Annotated in this window: 16 protein-coding genes and 1 tRNA gene; 16 read left to right on the forward strand and 1 reads right to left on the reverse strand. The window is 46.2% G+C overall.

The window, feature by feature from the left end:
• Nucleotides 1-89 precede the first annotated feature (89 nt).
• The 3 genes from BM265_RS05815 (at nucleotide 90) to BM265_RS05825 (ending at nucleotide 2,720) form a co-directional block, all read left to right on the forward strand.
• Nucleotides 90-962, forward strand: coding sequence for a dipicolinate synthase subunit DpsA (locus BM265_RS05815; protein WP_074960620.1), 873 nt, complete (start codon nucleotides 90-92; stop codon nucleotides 960-962).
• A complete protein-coding gene (locus tag BM265_RS05820; protein WP_074960621.1) occupies nucleotides 941-1,552 on the forward strand; it encodes a dipicolinate synthase subunit B in 612 nt (203 codons plus the stop codon). Before BM265_RS05815 ends, BM265_RS05820 begins: the two co-directional genes overlap by 22 nt.
• Nucleotides 1,553-1,631: 79 nt before the next feature.
• Entirely contained in the window at nucleotides 1,632-2,720 is a 1,089-nt protein-coding gene (locus BM265_RS05825; RefSeq protein ID WP_074960622.1) for an AAA family ATPase, read from the forward strand.
• 111 nt (nucleotides 2,721-2,831) lie between these two features.
• On the opposite strand, the gene BM265_RS05830 is transcribed toward BM265_RS05825, so the two are convergent.
• A complete protein-coding gene (locus BM265_RS05830; RefSeq protein ID WP_074960623.1) occupies nucleotides 2,832-3,512 on the reverse strand; it encodes a PIN domain-containing protein in 681 nt (226 codons plus the stop codon).
• A gap of 270 nt (nucleotides 3,513-3,782) precedes the next feature.
• Between BM265_RS05830 and BM265_RS05835 the strand changes: the two genes are divergently transcribed.
• The 13 genes from BM265_RS05835 (at nucleotide 3,783) to BM265_RS05895 (ending at nucleotide 15,388) form a co-directional block, all read left to right on the forward strand.
• The gene (locus BM265_RS05835; protein ID WP_074960624.1) at nucleotides 3,783-6,065 is read left to right on the forward strand and encodes a Tex family protein; all 2,283 of its coding nucleotides are present in this window, start codon (nucleotides 3,783-3,785) and stop codon (nucleotides 6,063-6,065) included.
• Between the two features lie 195 nt (nucleotides 6,066-6,260).
• The gene (locus BM265_RS05840) at nucleotides 6,261-7,250 is read left to right on the forward strand and encodes a hypothetical protein (RefSeq protein ID WP_074960625.1); all 990 of its coding nucleotides are present in this window, start codon (nucleotides 6,261-6,263) and stop codon (nucleotides 7,248-7,250) included.
• Nucleotides 7,251-7,444: 194 nt separating this feature from the next.
• Entirely contained in the window at nucleotides 7,445-8,065 is a 621-nt protein-coding gene (locus BM265_RS05845) for a hypothetical protein (protein ID WP_074960626.1), read from the forward strand.
• Between the two features lie 12 nt (nucleotides 8,066-8,077).
• Entirely contained in the window at nucleotides 8,078-9,385 is a 1,308-nt protein-coding gene (locus BM265_RS05850; protein WP_074960627.1) for a glutamine synthetase family protein, read from the forward strand.
• Complete coding sequence (locus tag BM265_RS05855) at nucleotides 9,385-9,609, forward strand: hypothetical protein (RefSeq protein ID WP_074960628.1); 225 nt, start codon at nucleotides 9,385-9,387, stop codon at nucleotides 9,607-9,609. Before BM265_RS05850 ends, BM265_RS05855 begins: the two co-directional genes overlap by 1 nt.
• An 84-nt stretch (nucleotides 9,610-9,693) precedes the next feature.
• A complete protein-coding gene (locus tag BM265_RS05860; protein ID WP_074834933.1) occupies nucleotides 9,694-10,266 on the forward strand; it encodes an ANTAR domain-containing response regulator in 573 nt (190 codons plus the stop codon).
• 129 nt (nucleotides 10,267-10,395) lie between these two features.
• Entirely contained in the window at nucleotides 10,396-10,929 is a 534-nt protein-coding gene (locus tag BM265_RS05865; protein ID WP_074960629.1) for a hypothetical protein, read from the forward strand.
• 13 nt (nucleotides 10,930-10,942) lie between these two features.
• Nucleotides 10,943-11,650, forward strand: coding sequence for a hypothetical protein (locus BM265_RS05870; RefSeq protein ID WP_081358375.1), 708 nt, complete (start codon nucleotides 10,943-10,945; stop codon nucleotides 11,648-11,650).
• A 156-nt stretch (nucleotides 11,651-11,806) separates the two neighbouring features.
• Nucleotides 11,807-12,670 (forward strand): class II fructose-1,6-bisphosphate aldolase, encoded by an 864-nt coding sequence (fba, locus tag BM265_RS05875; RefSeq protein WP_024857302.1) that lies wholly within the window; start codon nucleotides 11,807-11,809, stop codon nucleotides 12,668-12,670.
• A gap of 98 nt (nucleotides 12,671-12,768) precedes the next feature.
• Nucleotides 12,769-13,272: a QueT transporter family protein gene (locus BM265_RS05880; RefSeq protein ID WP_074960630.1), complete on the forward strand. Its 504-nt coding sequence runs from the start codon at nucleotides 12,769-12,771 to the stop codon at nucleotides 13,270-13,272.
• 201 nt (nucleotides 13,273-13,473) lie between these two features.
• A tRNA-Leu gene (locus BM265_RS05885) sits at nucleotides 13,474-13,560 on the forward strand.
• 133 nt (nucleotides 13,561-13,693) lie between these two features.
• Nucleotides 13,694-14,623 carry a LysR family transcriptional regulator gene (locus tag BM265_RS05890; protein ID WP_074960656.1) on the forward strand — a complete coding sequence of 310 codons (930 nt, stop codon included), beginning with the start codon at nucleotides 13,694-13,696 and terminating at the stop codon, nucleotides 14,621-14,623.
• A gap of 162 nt (nucleotides 14,624-14,785) precedes the next feature.
• Nucleotides 14,786-15,388 (forward strand): redox-sensing transcriptional repressor Rex, encoded by a 603-nt coding sequence (locus tag BM265_RS05895; protein WP_074960631.1) that lies wholly within the window; start codon nucleotides 14,786-14,788, stop codon nucleotides 15,386-15,388.
• The last annotated feature ends 6 nt before the right edge of the window (nucleotides 15,389-15,394 follow it).

Below are 15,394 nucleotides of genomic sequence, written 5' to 3' on the forward strand. Positions count from 1 at the left end.
CTCATGACTTCGGGGGATTTTTTTATACATTCACCCGACTTGTTTCTCACGCATACTATAAAGTACAGTAACGAACGGGAGGTCGCGGCATGGATAAAGCTGTGTTTTTATGCGCGGGCGGAGACCTGCGACAGGTATATATGTGTGAAAAGTTGTGCGCTTTTGGTAAAGTTTACGAGCTAGGGATAGATGGGGCTGTCGGAGCTGAGGTATTATCATCTACTGAGGATATGCCCGAAATGGCTGATGTGCTTGTACTGCCGCTTTTATCGTGTGGGGACAGCATAGATATCGGCGGAGAAAAGGTAAGGCTTGAAAGTCTGGTTTCGCTGGTAAAAACAGGCGGCCTTGTGCTTGGGGGCAGGATATCTGCCGAACAGGAAAAGCTGTTTTCGCAGATGGGTCTGCAAATAGAAGACTATTTCAAGCGGGAAAGCTTAGCTGTTAAAAATAGTATCCCCACAGCGGAGGGCGCATTGATGATAGCAATGGTAAACAGCGCTGATACGGTCTTTGGAAGCGATGTGCTGGTCATCGGTTTCGGAAGGACGGGCAAGTGCTGTGCCCGGCTTTTCAAAGCGGCGGGTGCTGAATGTTCAGTTGCCGCAAGACGACCCGAAGTACTTGCGCAGGCATGGTCGGAGGGTTTCGACAGTTTCCCGTTGATCGAACTTGCTGAAAACATCGGTAGATTCGATACTATTATAAATACAGTCCCCGCGATGGTTCTTACGGAAGATGTTCTGGCATCGGTCAAGACCGGCTGTACGGTGATAGACCTAGCATCGAAGCCCGGCGGTACTGACTTCGCGGCGGCAAAAAGGTTGGAGATAAACGCGATACACGCTCTTGCACTGCCGGGAAAAGCCGCACCTGCGGCGGCAGGCAGGATGATCGCGGAAACGATAAGGGAGATAACAGACGAGAGGGGGATAACAAATTGCCAACAGAAAACAAACTGAAAGGTGTCAGGATAGGCTATGGGCTGTCGGGTTCTTTCTGCACATTTGAGAAAAGCTTTACCGCAGCTGAAAGGCTTCGGGATATGGGTGCGGAGCTTTTGCCAATAATGTCATTCAATGCCGCGAAGGTCGATACACGATTCGGAAAAGCGGCAGACAACATCGGGCGGCTTGAAGATATCGCAGGCAGAAAGATCATAAAGACTATCGAAGATGCTGAGCCGATAGGACCTAAAAGAATGTGTGATATTATGGTCGTTGCACCCTGCACAGCGAATTCGGCGGCAAAGCTGGCGGTTGGCATAACGGACACTCCGCTGACCATGGCTGTAAAAAGCCATCTTCGGAGCGGTCTGCCTGTAGTGATAGCGATATCGACAAATGATGCGCTGGGGGCTTGTGCAAAAAACATCGGAATATTGCAGAATTACCGCAACTACTATTTTGTGCCTTACGCTCAGGATGATATCGTGAAAAAGCCTGCTTCCATGGTTGCTGATCTTTCGCTTCTGTCGCAAACGGTGGAAATGGCGCTGAAAGGCGTTCAGATACAGCCTGTTGTCGGAGTAAAACAGGGGCGTGACTATTGACTTTTGTGTGGCGGTGTTTTATAATATAATTGCGTGAGCGGTTCGCCGCCTGCGTGAGACATCGTCTGGAGGTCAGGGTATGGAGATCAAAAAAATTGTTATCACGGGCGGACCGTGCGGAGGAAAATCCACGGCTATGAGCCGTATCATGAAAGAGTTTGACAAGCTGGGCTACACGGTGCTTTTCGTGCCAGAAACTGCCAGCGAACTGATAGGCGGCGGAGTTGCGCCCTGGACTTGCGGCAGTAATGTGGATTTTCAGAAGAGCCTGTTTGCTTTGCAGCTTGAAAAAGAAAGAGTTTTCCAGCGTGCTGCAACTACTATGGGCAAAGATAAGTATCTTATCGTATGCGACAGGGGTGCTCTGGATAACAAGGCATATATGTCAAAAGAGGAATTTGCCGAGGTGCTTGACAGTATCGGCATGAAAGAGGTCGAGCTTCGTGACAACTATGATGCGGTGTTCCATCTGGTGACTGCGGCTAAGGGTGCAGAAAAGTTTTATACGCTGTCGAACAATTCGGCGAGAACTGAGACGCCCGAGCAGGCGCGTGAGATAGATGAAAAGCTCATAGCTTCGTGGACTGGTCATCCACACCTCAGGGTAATTGACAACTCCACCGATTTTGAGGGTAAGATGCAGCGTCTTATGTCGGAGATAGCTTCGTTCCTTGGTGAACCTGAACCTCTGGAGATAGAGCGGAAATTCCTTATAGAGTACCCCGATACAGTTCAGCTTGAAGCTTTACCTAACTGTTCCCGTGTTGAGATAATCCAGACCTATCTTAAATCGGATAACGGTGATGAAGTCAGGGTGCGACAGCGCGGCACAGGCGGAAGTTTTGTTTACTATCTCACCAGAAAGAAAAAGATATCGGACATGAAGCGCGTCGAGATAGAACGCAGACTGACCCAGGAAGAGTACCTAGCACTGCTGATGGATGCAGATACCTCCCGCAGGCAGATAAGAAAGACCAGATACTGTCTTTCGGAGAACAACCTGTATTACGAGATAGATGTTTATCCTTTTTGGGATGACAAGGCTATTGCTGAGATCGAGCTGAGCGACGAGAACACCGAGATAGTTTTCCCTGATTTTATCAAGGTGATAAAGGAAGTCACTGAAGATGAAAACTACAAAAACGCTGCTCTGGCGCTGATAAAATAATATATGCCCGAAAGAGGCTGCCTCTTTCGGGCTTTTTATCTGGTGTTTTATTGGTAAAATAAAAAGCTGCAGAGCGTAAATGCTTCACAGCTTATGTGTATTTGAATTTGTTCATTCAAAAAGATGTTTTATAGTTTGATAGATATTACCGGCTTTTTTGGTGTCTCTGTTATAAGACCTGACAAGCAGGCTGTGAAGATCCGTTTTTAGTCCACCCATGGCGGACAGATTTAAAATATCCTGAGTAAGATTTATATTTCTTTCGACGTTTTCCAAAATATAGTTTACAGCATTTGGCGGTATCTGACAGCCCGCAGGCAGCGTGATGCCGTTTTCGATGACAGCTTTTTTCTGTGCAGAATTTTTTTCGCTTATCTCTGCAAGATAATCATTTGTAGAGATCATCATAGATAGATCTGTAAATTGCTTTATTTCAGCTTTTTTGTTCCAGAAAGATACAAGCGGTTTGTATCCGGTATCTCTGGCTATAATATAGTATGTTACAGGTTCATCGGGAAAATAGTTGATATTTTCCGAAATGATATAACCAAGATACGAGGATAGCTGAAAATCCAGAGCATTCTTTTCTCCGGCTTCCACCATGATCAGGTCGATATCTGCTTTTGCAGCATTGATCTTATTGTGATATTCAAAAGTCAGAGACTGAGCGTGTTCGCTGAAAAATATGGTGACCGAGTCCGAATCGGTGAGTTCATCTATACCGTTCAATCCTGATACACCAACATTTTCATAATCAATAAGAAAATATCTGTTAAAACGACCTGAACTCATAATTAATACCTCCTTACCCTTATCCAAAATTATACAATATCTGATATTAAAAAGCAATTACCAATATTCCTAAAATCAGAGCGGCGAATTATACGTTGTTCGCGTATCAACTAAAAATTCGTTGATTAATTATACAAATGTGAGAACCGCCATGGACATATCGAAAATTTAAATTTGAGAATTTGTTTGCATACAGCTTTACAATCTGCTCATTTTGTGGTATAATACTAAGATACCGCACGTGAAGTCGGCGGGGAAAGGAAAGTAGATATGGATATTAATAAAGTCCTTGCACAGGAATTCAATTTAAGACAGGAACAGGTGGACAACACTGTAGCACTTCTTGATGATGACAAGACCATACCCTTTATTGCCCGTTACCGTAAGGAAGTTACGGGTTCGCTGGACGATCAGGTGATCCGTGAGCTTTATGACAGACTGACTTATCTCCGAAACCTTGAAAAGCGCAAGGAGGAAGTCGTTAATGCCATAACCGAACAGGAAAAGATGACCGATGAGATCGCCGCTGCTATCGAAAAGGCTGTTACGCTGGTGGAAGTTGAGGACATCTACCGTCCATACAAGCCCAAGAGAAAGACCAGGGCTTCTATCGCAAGAGAGAAGGGTCTTGAACCTCTGGCTGAGCTTATCATGGCGCAGTCTGCCGATACCGATCCCAACGCTGAGGCTGCTGCTTTTGTTAATGAAGAAAAGGGTGTTGCTGACGCAGCTGCGGCTGTTCAGGGCGCTATGGATATAATCGCCGAGGACGTTTCCGATAATGCCGAGCTTAGAAAGGCTCTGCGTGAAGCTTACAACAAGTCTGGCAAGATAACCTCTGCTGCGGCTTCCGAGGAAGCAGATGTAGTATATAAGAACTATTTCGAGTACAGCGAGAATGTATCGAAAACTGCGGGTCACCGCGTTCTTGCTCTTGACCGTGGTGAGAAAGAGGGCGCACTGAAAGTCAGCATAGATATCCCCGAGGGAATGGGCGAGGAGATATGCCGCGGTCAGTATGTGAAGAATGATTCCGCCTGCGGCACGCTGGTGGCTGCTGCCTGTGATGACAGCTTCAGCAGACTTATCGCTCCATCTGTTGAGCGTGAGATAAGGGCTGAGCTTTCTGCAAATGCTCAGGAGGGCGCAATCAAGGTGTTCTCATCGAATCTTCGTCAGCTGCTTATGGCACCGCCTGTGAAGAATACCGTAACACTTGGTCTTGACCCCGGATATGCCCACGGCTGCAAGGTGGCTACTGTTGACGAAACCGGTAAGGTGCTTGATACTGCAATAGTTTACCTGACCCAGAGCGAGCGCCGCAAGGAAGAAGCCAAGAGCGTTCTCACAAAGATGATAAACAAGTACGGCGTTACTACTATCGCTATCGGCAATGGTACAGCTTCCCGTGAGACTGAGGATTTCACCGCTGATCTTATCCGCGGTATCGACCGCAAGGTCAGCTACATGGTGGTATCCGAGGCAGGTGCTTCGGTTTACTCGGCTTCAAAACTGGCAGCTGAGGAATTTCCTGATTACGATGTATCGCTGAGATCAGCTGTATCCATCGCAAGACGTTTGCAGGACCCCCTTGCGGAACTTGTAAAGATAGACCCCAAGGCAGTAGGCGTGGGACAGTATCAGCACGATATGCCCAAGGCAAGAATGGACGATGCACTCAAGGGTGTTGTTGAGGACTGCGTTAACTCGGTAGGTGTTGATGTAAATACCGCATCATATTCTCTGCTTTCGTATATTTCGGGCATCAACTCCGCGGTGGCTAAGAATATCGTGCTTTACCGTGAAGAAAACGGCGCATTCACTGACAGAAAACAGCTGCTGAAAGTTAAAAAGCTGGGTGCTAAGGCTTACGAGCAGTGCGCAGGCTTCCTGCGTGTGCCCGAGGCTAAGAATCCCTTTGACAATACAGGTATTCACCCCGAGAGCTACGCAGCAGCAAAGGCTCTTCTGGAGAAGTGCGGCATAGATGAGAGCGATGTAGGCAACACAGAAAAGCTCACCTCTGCCATGAAAGACCGCGACCTTGCGGCTCTTGCAAAGGAACTGGATACAGGTCTGCCTACTCTTACGGATATCGTCAAGGAGCTTGAAAAGCCCGGCCGTGACCCTCGTGACGAGTTGCCTCCTCCCCTGATGAGAAGCGGCGACGTTATGGAGCTGAAAGACCTCACACCGGGTATGGAGCTTATGGGTACTGTAAGAAACGTTATCGACTTCGGTGCATTTATCGATATAGGCGTGCATGAGGATGGTCTGGTGCATATATCCCAGCTTTGCGACAAGTTCATCAAGCATCCACTGGAAGTTGTAAAGGTCGGCGACGTTGTTAAGGTATGGGTACTGGATGTTGATATGCAGCGCGGAAGAGTATCCCTGACAATGAAAGATCCCTCCAAGCCCGCAGCACCCAAGCCTGAGCGCAGACAGGGCGGCGGAAAGAAGAAAAAGCAGTCCGATAAGAGGAATGAAAGAACTATCGAGTCCATAGGTTCAAACCTCGGCGGCATACAGGTGAGAAGAAGAAAGAGCTGACATAACTTTCTGGACACTTTTGCGAAATTTCCCCGAAAACGCCTCGTATTTTGTACAACATGATATATGATGAAATTTTTCCGATTTTTTTGTTAAAAACGGTTGATTTTTACGGATATTTATGCTATCATATTAGTATGCCCCGATTAGGGGTACTATATTTGGAACTACATTACTGAGGGGAATGGTATATAAATGAAAACAAAAACTTGTCCGTACTGCGGTAAGGAGCTTTCAGGTGAGGCTGTACTTTGCAAGTTCTGCCACAATCTGCTTATCGATGAGGACGGCAATATGACATCTGAGGGCGGTGTCGGCGACGAGACAAAGGTATTCAAAAAGCCCGATGATGATATGACGAAGCGTTTCGTTCTGCCTGAAAATGCAAAGAACAACAATAACAGCGATGTCAGCCGCGGCAATAGCAACGGCGGCAGCAGAAAGAAGAGTGCTCCTGTTATCGATGATGACAGAGCAGATGATGATTTCTTTGCAGGCGACGACTTCGATGATTTTGATGATGGTTACGATGATGATTATGAGGAAGAGTCAGCAAGAAAGCGTCTGTTCATCATAACTGCTGTTATTACTGTGGGTGTGCTTATAATCGTTATAGCAGCGATACTTATCGGCATGAGACTCTTCGGTAAAAAGGGCAATGATAATGGTACTGACAATGCAGGCACTGCAAGACCTGCCGCTACAAGCGCAGTTGAACAGCAGCCTCAGGATCAGACACCTGTTGACGACGGCATAGATGATGAACCCGTTGTAACTGATCCCGCTGATACAAATGCACAGCCCACAGAGAGTGCAGTATCTACTGAATCAGCAGCACAGTCTACCGAGAGCGGTGCTGATACTTCATCACAGAGCGATAATGACAGCAGTGCAGTAAACTTTGCTGAACCCGGTGACAGCTCATCGGCTGCTCAGAGCGGTGACGGCTCTTCGTCCCAGGCTTCTGATAGCAGCAGTCAGGCAGAGGTAGATATCTCAGATCTTGAAAATACAGTACGTACAGCAGTTGCAGGTGAGATCAACGGCGATATTACAGGCAGCCAGTTCAGATCTGAAGAGAACGGTTATGCTTACTACTACTTCTTCACCGATAACGGTGCACACGGTTACAGTGTTGCTTACAACATCGCAACAGGCAATTTTGTTTGCGATCAGAACTACTAATTAAAAGATATGCACAGGCGATGTTGCCTTTTACGGGCGGATTGTCTGTGCTTTTTTTCTTGCTGAATGCACTTGAATTGCGGCGGATAATGTGGTATAATTCTTATTAGAGTTCAAATCGGATGCGTTATAAACGAAGAGTTCGCAGTGGTGAGCTCCGAGATGATCACAGCATTATCCATGGAGAGAACAGTATGGTCGAAAACGGTACACTTATTGAAAAGATCGAAAAACACCCGCGGTTGTGGTGTACTGCGGCGGCAGTCATCACACTTGTATGTCTTTTAAGCGGGCTGATGGGATTTCTTGTAAAGTCTGAGGCCGATATAAATAATATCGATAAAGCTCCTGTTTATGGTCATGCAGGATTTGAGATCACCGATCATGACAAAGAAGAGGATTTTGAGATAATAAACAGCTTTTGCAGGTACATACCTACGGGTAGCGAATACTTTTACAGGGTCTGTACCGAGGACGGCACATGGCTGTTCGTCAGGGCTGACAAGGACGCCGACTTTGATAAGAAAACAGTGATCGACGGAAAAGTGCGGAAATTCAGCGGTGAGGAGAAAAAATATCTGCTGGATAAATATGCACTGAATATGGATAATTATATTGATATGACATGGCTTCGTATCAGTTTATTGCAGATAGCTTCGGGGCTGCTGATGGCATTTGAGATATTGCTTGGTGCGGCGATGATAAAGGATAAGATATCTGCGGAGAGCAAAATGCGCAAAGCGGCTGAAATAGTTTTCTGTGCTTTGCCTTTCCCGTTCGCGGCGATATGGATATATCTGCTGTGTCATATATAAGGAGGTAGTGAAATGAAATATACCGAAAGGGAAGTACTTCAGTTTGTGGAGGAAAATGATGTAAAGTTTATAAAGCTGATGTTCTGCGACATTTTCGGGGCACTCAAAAGTATATCTGTACCCGCTTCGGAACTGCCGAAGATATTCCAGAAGGGATTGCTTTTTGATGCTTCAAAGCTCAGCGGCTTTATGAATTTTTCAAGCACCGATCTGCTGCTTTTCCCTGATCCCGACACACTGGCGTTGCTGCCGTGGAGACCTCAGCAGGGCAGGGTAGTGAGATTTTTCTGTACAATAAAATACACAGATGGCACTGTCTTTGACGGTGACGGCAGAGCTTTCCTGAAAAATGCTGTGGAGTATGCAAGAGGAAAGGGCTATAATTTCCAGATTGGCACTTCATGTGAGTTCTATGTTTTTGAGAAGAACGACAATGGTCAGATAACCAAGATACCTCACGATTATGCAGGCTACTGCGATATCGCCCCTGCTGACAAGGGTGAGAATCTGAGACGAGATATCTGCCTGACCCTTGAGCAGATGGACATTTATCCCGAAAGCTCCCGTCACGAGAGCGGACCGGGTCAGAACGAGATAGATTTCCGTTATTCCAACGCTTTGAATGCGGCGGATAATCTGGTGACATTCAAGAACGTTGTAAAATCCGTAGCGGACAGAAACGGTCTGTATGCTACATTTATGCCAAAGCCCCTTTGCGACAGACCGGGTTCTGGTCTGCATATCATGCTGCTTTGCATGAAGGGTATGGAGAATATTTTCATGCCACGCAGAGGTGATCTTGGAAGCGAAGCTAAGTCCATGATTGCAGGTATACTCAAAAGGGTCAGGGAGATAACTCTTTTCCTGAACTCTACCGCAAGCTCTTACAGCAGACTTGGAACATCCCGTGCACCTAAGTATATCACATGGTCTCACGAGAATTTCGCACAGCTGGTAAGAGTGCCAATGATAAACACCGATGAGAATGCCATGATACTCCGTTCTCCCGATAATACCTGCAACCCGTATTTTGCACTGGGTCTGGTGATCTATGCCGCCCTTGAGGGTGCGCTTAACGGTGAAGAACTTTGCTCGGCTACCGACCTTTCGCTCGATAATATCGCGGAGCTTACCGAAAAGCTACCCGCTACTCTCGATGAAGCCATAGAAGCGGCAAGGGGCAGTGAATTCCTGGCAGACAGGCTTTCCGAGAATCTTATCTCTCATGTTCTTGGCGAAAAGGAAAAGGAAGCCAAGGAGTATGCTGTCTGCGAAAATAAGGAAATGTTCGAGACAGTGAGATACTTCTACACACTGTAATGGTATCAAAAAAGGGAAAACGCAAGATAGTTTACGATGACAAAGTGTACTACTGGTACGTCAGGGTCACTGAGGAAAGTCACCGTATAAATATAATTTCCGAAGATAAGAAAGTCAGGATATGTGTGCCGTTTCGTGACACCGAGGAAAGTGTCACACCGGGTACGGTGCGGGAGCTTCTTGAAAAGCATTTTGCCGATCAGAAAGCAGTAACTGAAATATGATATTTCTTGATCGGGAACAGAGCAGAAATGCTCATTTAAAGATAGAAACAATTAAAGCCTGTTATTTTGAAAGGGGGAGAAATTTTGGACAGAATACTTATAGCAGCAGGGTCTGACAAGCACGTATCTGCACTTGTAAGTCAGCTGAAAGAGATTTTCCCCGGGGTAAGGTTCTCAACTGTTTCAACGGGGCGCGATGCAAGGCGTGTAATATCGGAGCAGGATTTCGATATGATAGTGGTAAGCTGTCCGCTGCCGGATGAGAACGGTTCCGATCTGGCAGAGTTTGTTTATTCCGCTTCGGACGCCATGTGTGTATTGCTGGTAAAGAGCGATATTTACGAAGATGTTGCTGACAAGGTAGAAGACGTCGGCGCGATGGTAATATCAAAGCCCCTGAACCGCGAGCTTTTCTACCGTGCGATGAGGTTCACGGCGGCGGCAAGAAAGCGTATGCTGGGCATAAAGTCAGAAAACATAAAGTTACAGAAAAAGCTGGAGGAGATACGTTCAGTAAACCGCGCAAAACTGGCGCTGATGCAGTATCTGGGCTTCACCGAACAGCAGGCGCACAGGTATATCGAGAAAGAAGCTATGGATATGCGCTGCACAAAGCTTGAAGTAGCACGCAAGGTCATTCAGATGTACGAGGTTTGAGCAATTCATAATTTATAATTCATAATTATTGGCAGTGACGGACATTTGCTGTTCTTAGGATAGAATGGCGGCAGCACCGAAACTATGATGCACACAAACTTATGCGATTTGGAAAGAACGAGGTGTGATATGGCTAATACTTTTATGGTTCACAGAAATTCGCCCGTTGAAGAATGTTTTCGTTTAGGCAATGCGGCATCGGATGAGTTCCTGGATGCGATAGTCCTGGCTGGTTCTGCACTGGCTGAGACAGAACGTGAAAAGCAGCTGATAATGTGGCTGACTCTACAGCATACGAATATATGCGGAATGGGCAACGTAGGTTTTGAGATAGCGGAAATGCCCTGGACAAAGGCAGGATTTGAAAGCGAGAAAGCGTTCATACTGCGCTGTATAGAGGCTGCCAAAACCAAGCTCTGGTGGGACAGGCGCAGATATCCGCTCATAGAAGAGCTTGTTATACCGTGGCTCGAAAGTTTCGGTAAACTCGTCGATCAGATGACGGTGGAATATGTAAATGAAGATGAGCTGAACGAATGGCTGTCATGGTTCCCCGAGATCGGCAAGGAGTATATCCTGAGAGATTTCCCGACTTGTGAAAAGCATAAGGGTATGCTGGTATCTTTGTATGGGTGCAGGCTTTGTCTGGAGGAGAAAGGATAAGTGATAAACAAAAATGGAGACAACGATAAAAAAGCCTGATAGGGCAAGAAAAAAGCAGCTGATCGCAGATCTCATCATTATCGGATTGGTGAGTTTTGCGGTCTTGCTTTTTGCAAACAGAATAAACGCATATTCATATGACCTCAGCAAACCGCTGATGAAAAGGCTGTGCGTGACGGCACTGTGCGGTCAGTTTGCGATAGCGGGGCTTGGCATAACGATAGTCTGTATCATAAGGCGTGAGAAGTTCACGAAATTCGGGCTGAACACCAAAAATCTTCTGCCCGCTCTTCTTTTAAGCCTGTTATGCTGTGTGCCAGACTTCATCTATAATCTGGCAAGAGGTCATGTTCACCAGTGGTTCCCGTTTTACGATGTGTCCATGACACCGCAGCTGCTTGAAAAAAGTCTGCCCGTGAAGGTTTGCGGACTGCTGATAACCGCATTGTTCTGGGGATTTTTTGAAGGCTTCAACTATGTGGTGATACGCGACAAGATAAGTGAGCTTGCTCCGTCTAAATACAGATTCTGGGACGTTGGCGCATTTGTCTGTGCTGTGATGTGTATACTTATTCACGGTGCGGTAGGTGTGACCTCCGAAGCTTTTCTTGAAATGGTGTGTACGCTCATACTTATTTACGGTATGCTGATAGTCAGGAAAGAGACTGACAATGCCTGGGGCTGTGTGCTGATATTCTTCGTCTACTGGAATGCTTTGTGATCTTAGTTATATGTGTGATAGTCAGTTGTGACTAACCGTGTTAAGAAAATGTAGACAGAATGTTAAATCAGGGAAATATACTTGAAATCCATGTCGATATGATGTATAATAGATATGGCAAAAAATCCATAATTATTTTTTTGGAGGTATTTTATAATGTTAGTTAATGCTAAAGAAATGCTTGATAAGGCAAGAGCTGGTAAGTACGCAGTTGGTCAGTTCAACATCAACAACCTTGAGTGGACAAAGGCTATCCTGCTGACTGCTCAGGAGCTGAATTCACCTGTTATCCTCGGTGTATCCGAAGGCGCAGGTAAGTATATGTGCGGTTTTGAGACTGTAGCTGCTATGGTAGCTGCTATGGATAAGTCTCTGGGCATCACTGTTCCTGTTGCTCTGCACCTTGACCACGGTTCCTATGAGGGCTGCTACAAGTGCATCAAGGCAGGCTTTACTTCTATAATGTTCGATGGTTCTCATTTCCCTATCGACGAGAACGTTGCTAAGACAACTGAGCTCGTTAACGTAGCTCACGGTCTGGGTCTCTCCATCGAGGCTGAGGTCGGCGCTATCGGCGGCGAAGAGGATGGCGTTATCGGTAAGGGCGAGTGCGCAGATCCCGCTGAGTGCAAGCAGATCGCTGATCTGGGTGTTGATTTCCTGGCTGCAGGTATCGGCAACATCCACGGTGTATATCCCGATAACTGGGAGGGTCTGAGCTTTGAGACTCTCGAGGCTATCAACAAGACTGTTGGCGATATGCCTCTGGTACTGCACGGCGGTACAGGTATCCCCGATGATATGATCACTAAGGCTATCTCTCTGGGCGTTGCTAAGATCAACGTTAACACTGAGTGCCAGCTGGTATTTGCTGACGCTACAAGAGGCTACGTTGAGGCTGGCAAGGACAAGCAGGGCAAGGGCTTCGATCCCAGAAAGCTGCTGGCTCCCGGCTTTGAGGCTATCAAGGCTAAGGTCAAGGAGAAGATGGAACTGTTCGGTTCTGTTGGCAAGGCTTAATTCAAAGTATAATATTCGGTCAGCCTGCTGCTTTATGCGGCAGGCGGCTTTTTTAAGAACGGGTATGTGATCCTGGACGCTGAAATGGAGGGCTGGCGATGGAGCTTATCAATTCACGAAGAATGATGAATATCGGTGTGATGACGGCGCTGTACGTGCTGTTGACCATATTGTGCGCACCGCTTGCCTATGATCAGGTACAGCTGAGGTTTTCTGAATTGCTGATACTGCTGTGCTTTTTCAACAAGGATTATATATTCTCTCTGACCGTGGGATGCTTTATTTCAAATATGATGAGCTCGCTGGGCTTTGCTGATGTTGGATTCGGTTCAATGGCAACACTTGCCTCTGCTGTGCTGATATACGCATTCAGAGAAAAGATCAATCTGTTGGTCGCTTCGATATTCCCTGTGGTGATAAATGGTTTTGTAGTCGCCGCCGAGTTGCATTTCATACAAGGTCTGTCCTTCTGGGAGAGCGTCGTTTACGTTTCCCTCGGCGAATTTATCTGTGTAAGCGTTATCGGCGTTTTCGTTATAGGAATGCTGAGCAAGAAGAAAGGCTTTATGAAAGTCATAATGACCGGAAACGATATCGCTTAGACCTAAATATCTGTAAATGATAAGACACCGCGCATTTTGTTATGTGTGGTGTCTAAAATTTGTCGCGAAATAAGATATTTTAAGAATAACTAATTCACAAAAGGTTTAAGATAAAAATTTTCAAAAGGGGTTGACTTTATAGGATGACTGTGATATAATAGATACTGTTGTGAGGGACACAACAAAAACAAAATAAAAAATGCAGGTATGGCGGAATAGGCAGACGCGCTAGCTTCAGGTGCTAGTGGGGGCAACCTCGTGGAAGTTCAAGTCTTCTTACCTGCACCATTCAAACCTCGTAAACGATTTGTTTGCGAGGTTTTTTGTTGATCATTTTTTGGGGGAGATATTGTCGGTTATGATGATATTGACATCTCTACGGAATGATGATATAATAAACAAAATTGACTGGGGTGAACTTATGAATATCATACATATGAAATATGCTGTTGAGGTGGCTAGAATAGGCTCGATAAACAAGGCGGCGGAAGAACTGCTGATAGCACAGCCGAACCTCAGCCGAAGCATTAAGGAGCTTGAAGCCGACCTTGGCATAACTATATTTTCACGAACATCAAAGGGCATGAACCTTACTCCCGAGGGCGAGGAGTTTATCGGATACGCCCGTAAGATACTTGACCAGATAGACGATGTTGAGCGGATATACCGTCAGGGTGTGCCTAAAAAGCAGAAGTTTTCCATCTCTGTTCCCAGGGCGAGCTATATCTCAGAAGCCTTTGCAGAGTTTTCCCGAACTATCACAGGGGATTCGGCAGAGCTTTTCTATTACGAAACTAATGCCCACCGTGCCATAGATAATATTTTTGATTCCAATTACAGCCTTGGCATAATCAGGTATGCCTCCGTATACGATAAGTATTTCAAACGATCGCTGGAAGAAAAAGGACTGGAGTACGAGCTCATAGCCGAGTTTTCCTATATGCTGGTGGCAAGTAAGGAGAGCAGTTTGGCATCGCTGGACGAAGTGCACTTCGGAGATCTCACGAATATGATAGAGATAGCCCACGCCGACCCCTATGTGCCGTCACTGCCACTTTCAAACGTCAAAAAGGAAGAGCTGCTTGACAGCATTGGCAGGAGGATATTCCTTTTTGAAAGGGGAAGTCAGTTCGACTTACTGTCCCTTAATCCCGAGACATATATGTGGGTGTCGCCCCTGCCTGACAGAGTGCTGGATATCTACGGTCTTGTGCAGAAAAAGTGCATCGACAACAAGCGTCAGTACAAAGATGTGCTGATATATCGTAAAGGATATAACCTTACTGATCTTGACCGCAGATTCATCACTGCGCTTATTGAATCAAAGAGGGCTTATTTTCCGAAAGATTGACAGGGTCGCGTAAATACGAACTTTAACACAGTTTTCCGTAAAAGGAGAGCTGTGTTTTTTTATTGATAGGGGTTATATCGGTAAAGATAATATCGATATACTTTTTTGGTTATTCCGTTATCATAAAAAGGGTGATATAATTGAAGCATCGGAGGTGAGAAAGTGAAAGAACCGGTATTTTCAAAGGCTACGCTGGGCAGACTGCCCATATATCTGGATTACCTGAGGACAGGTGATCACGGCGAGAATATTTCCGCCGCTGAGATATCAAGGGCGCTGGGGCTGGGGGATGTTCAGGTGAGAAAAGACCTTAACGCAGTCTGCGGTACAGGAAAACCCAAGATAGGCTACAAGACAACCGAGCTTATCGCGGCGCTTGAAGCTGTCCTTGGAAGAAAGGCGGCTACCCCGGTTGTTATAGTAGGCGCGGGAAAGCTGGGCAAAGCACTGCTGGATTTCGATGGTTTCGATGAATACGGCATCAAGATATCTGCCGCGTTTGATGTGGACAAAAGTCTGCTCTGCGACAGGATACTTCCCATGGATAACTTTACTAACTACTGTCGGCTTTATGATATCCATGCGGGAATAATCACGGTGCCTGCCGCCTGTGCGGAGGAAGTCTGTGACATTATGGTAAAGAGCGGTATAACGGCGATTTGGAATTTTGCGCCAACAGTTCTGAATGTCCCCGAGAATATAACAGTGTGTCAGGAAAATCTGGCGCTTTCACTGGCACATCTTACCATGAAACTTAGGAAATGATACGGA

The organism is Hominimerdicola alba (assembly GCF_900112155.1).
In the GTDB taxonomy this organism is placed as follows: domain Bacteria; phylum Bacillota; class Clostridia; order Oscillospirales; family Ruminococcaceae; genus Hominimerdicola; species Hominimerdicola alba_D.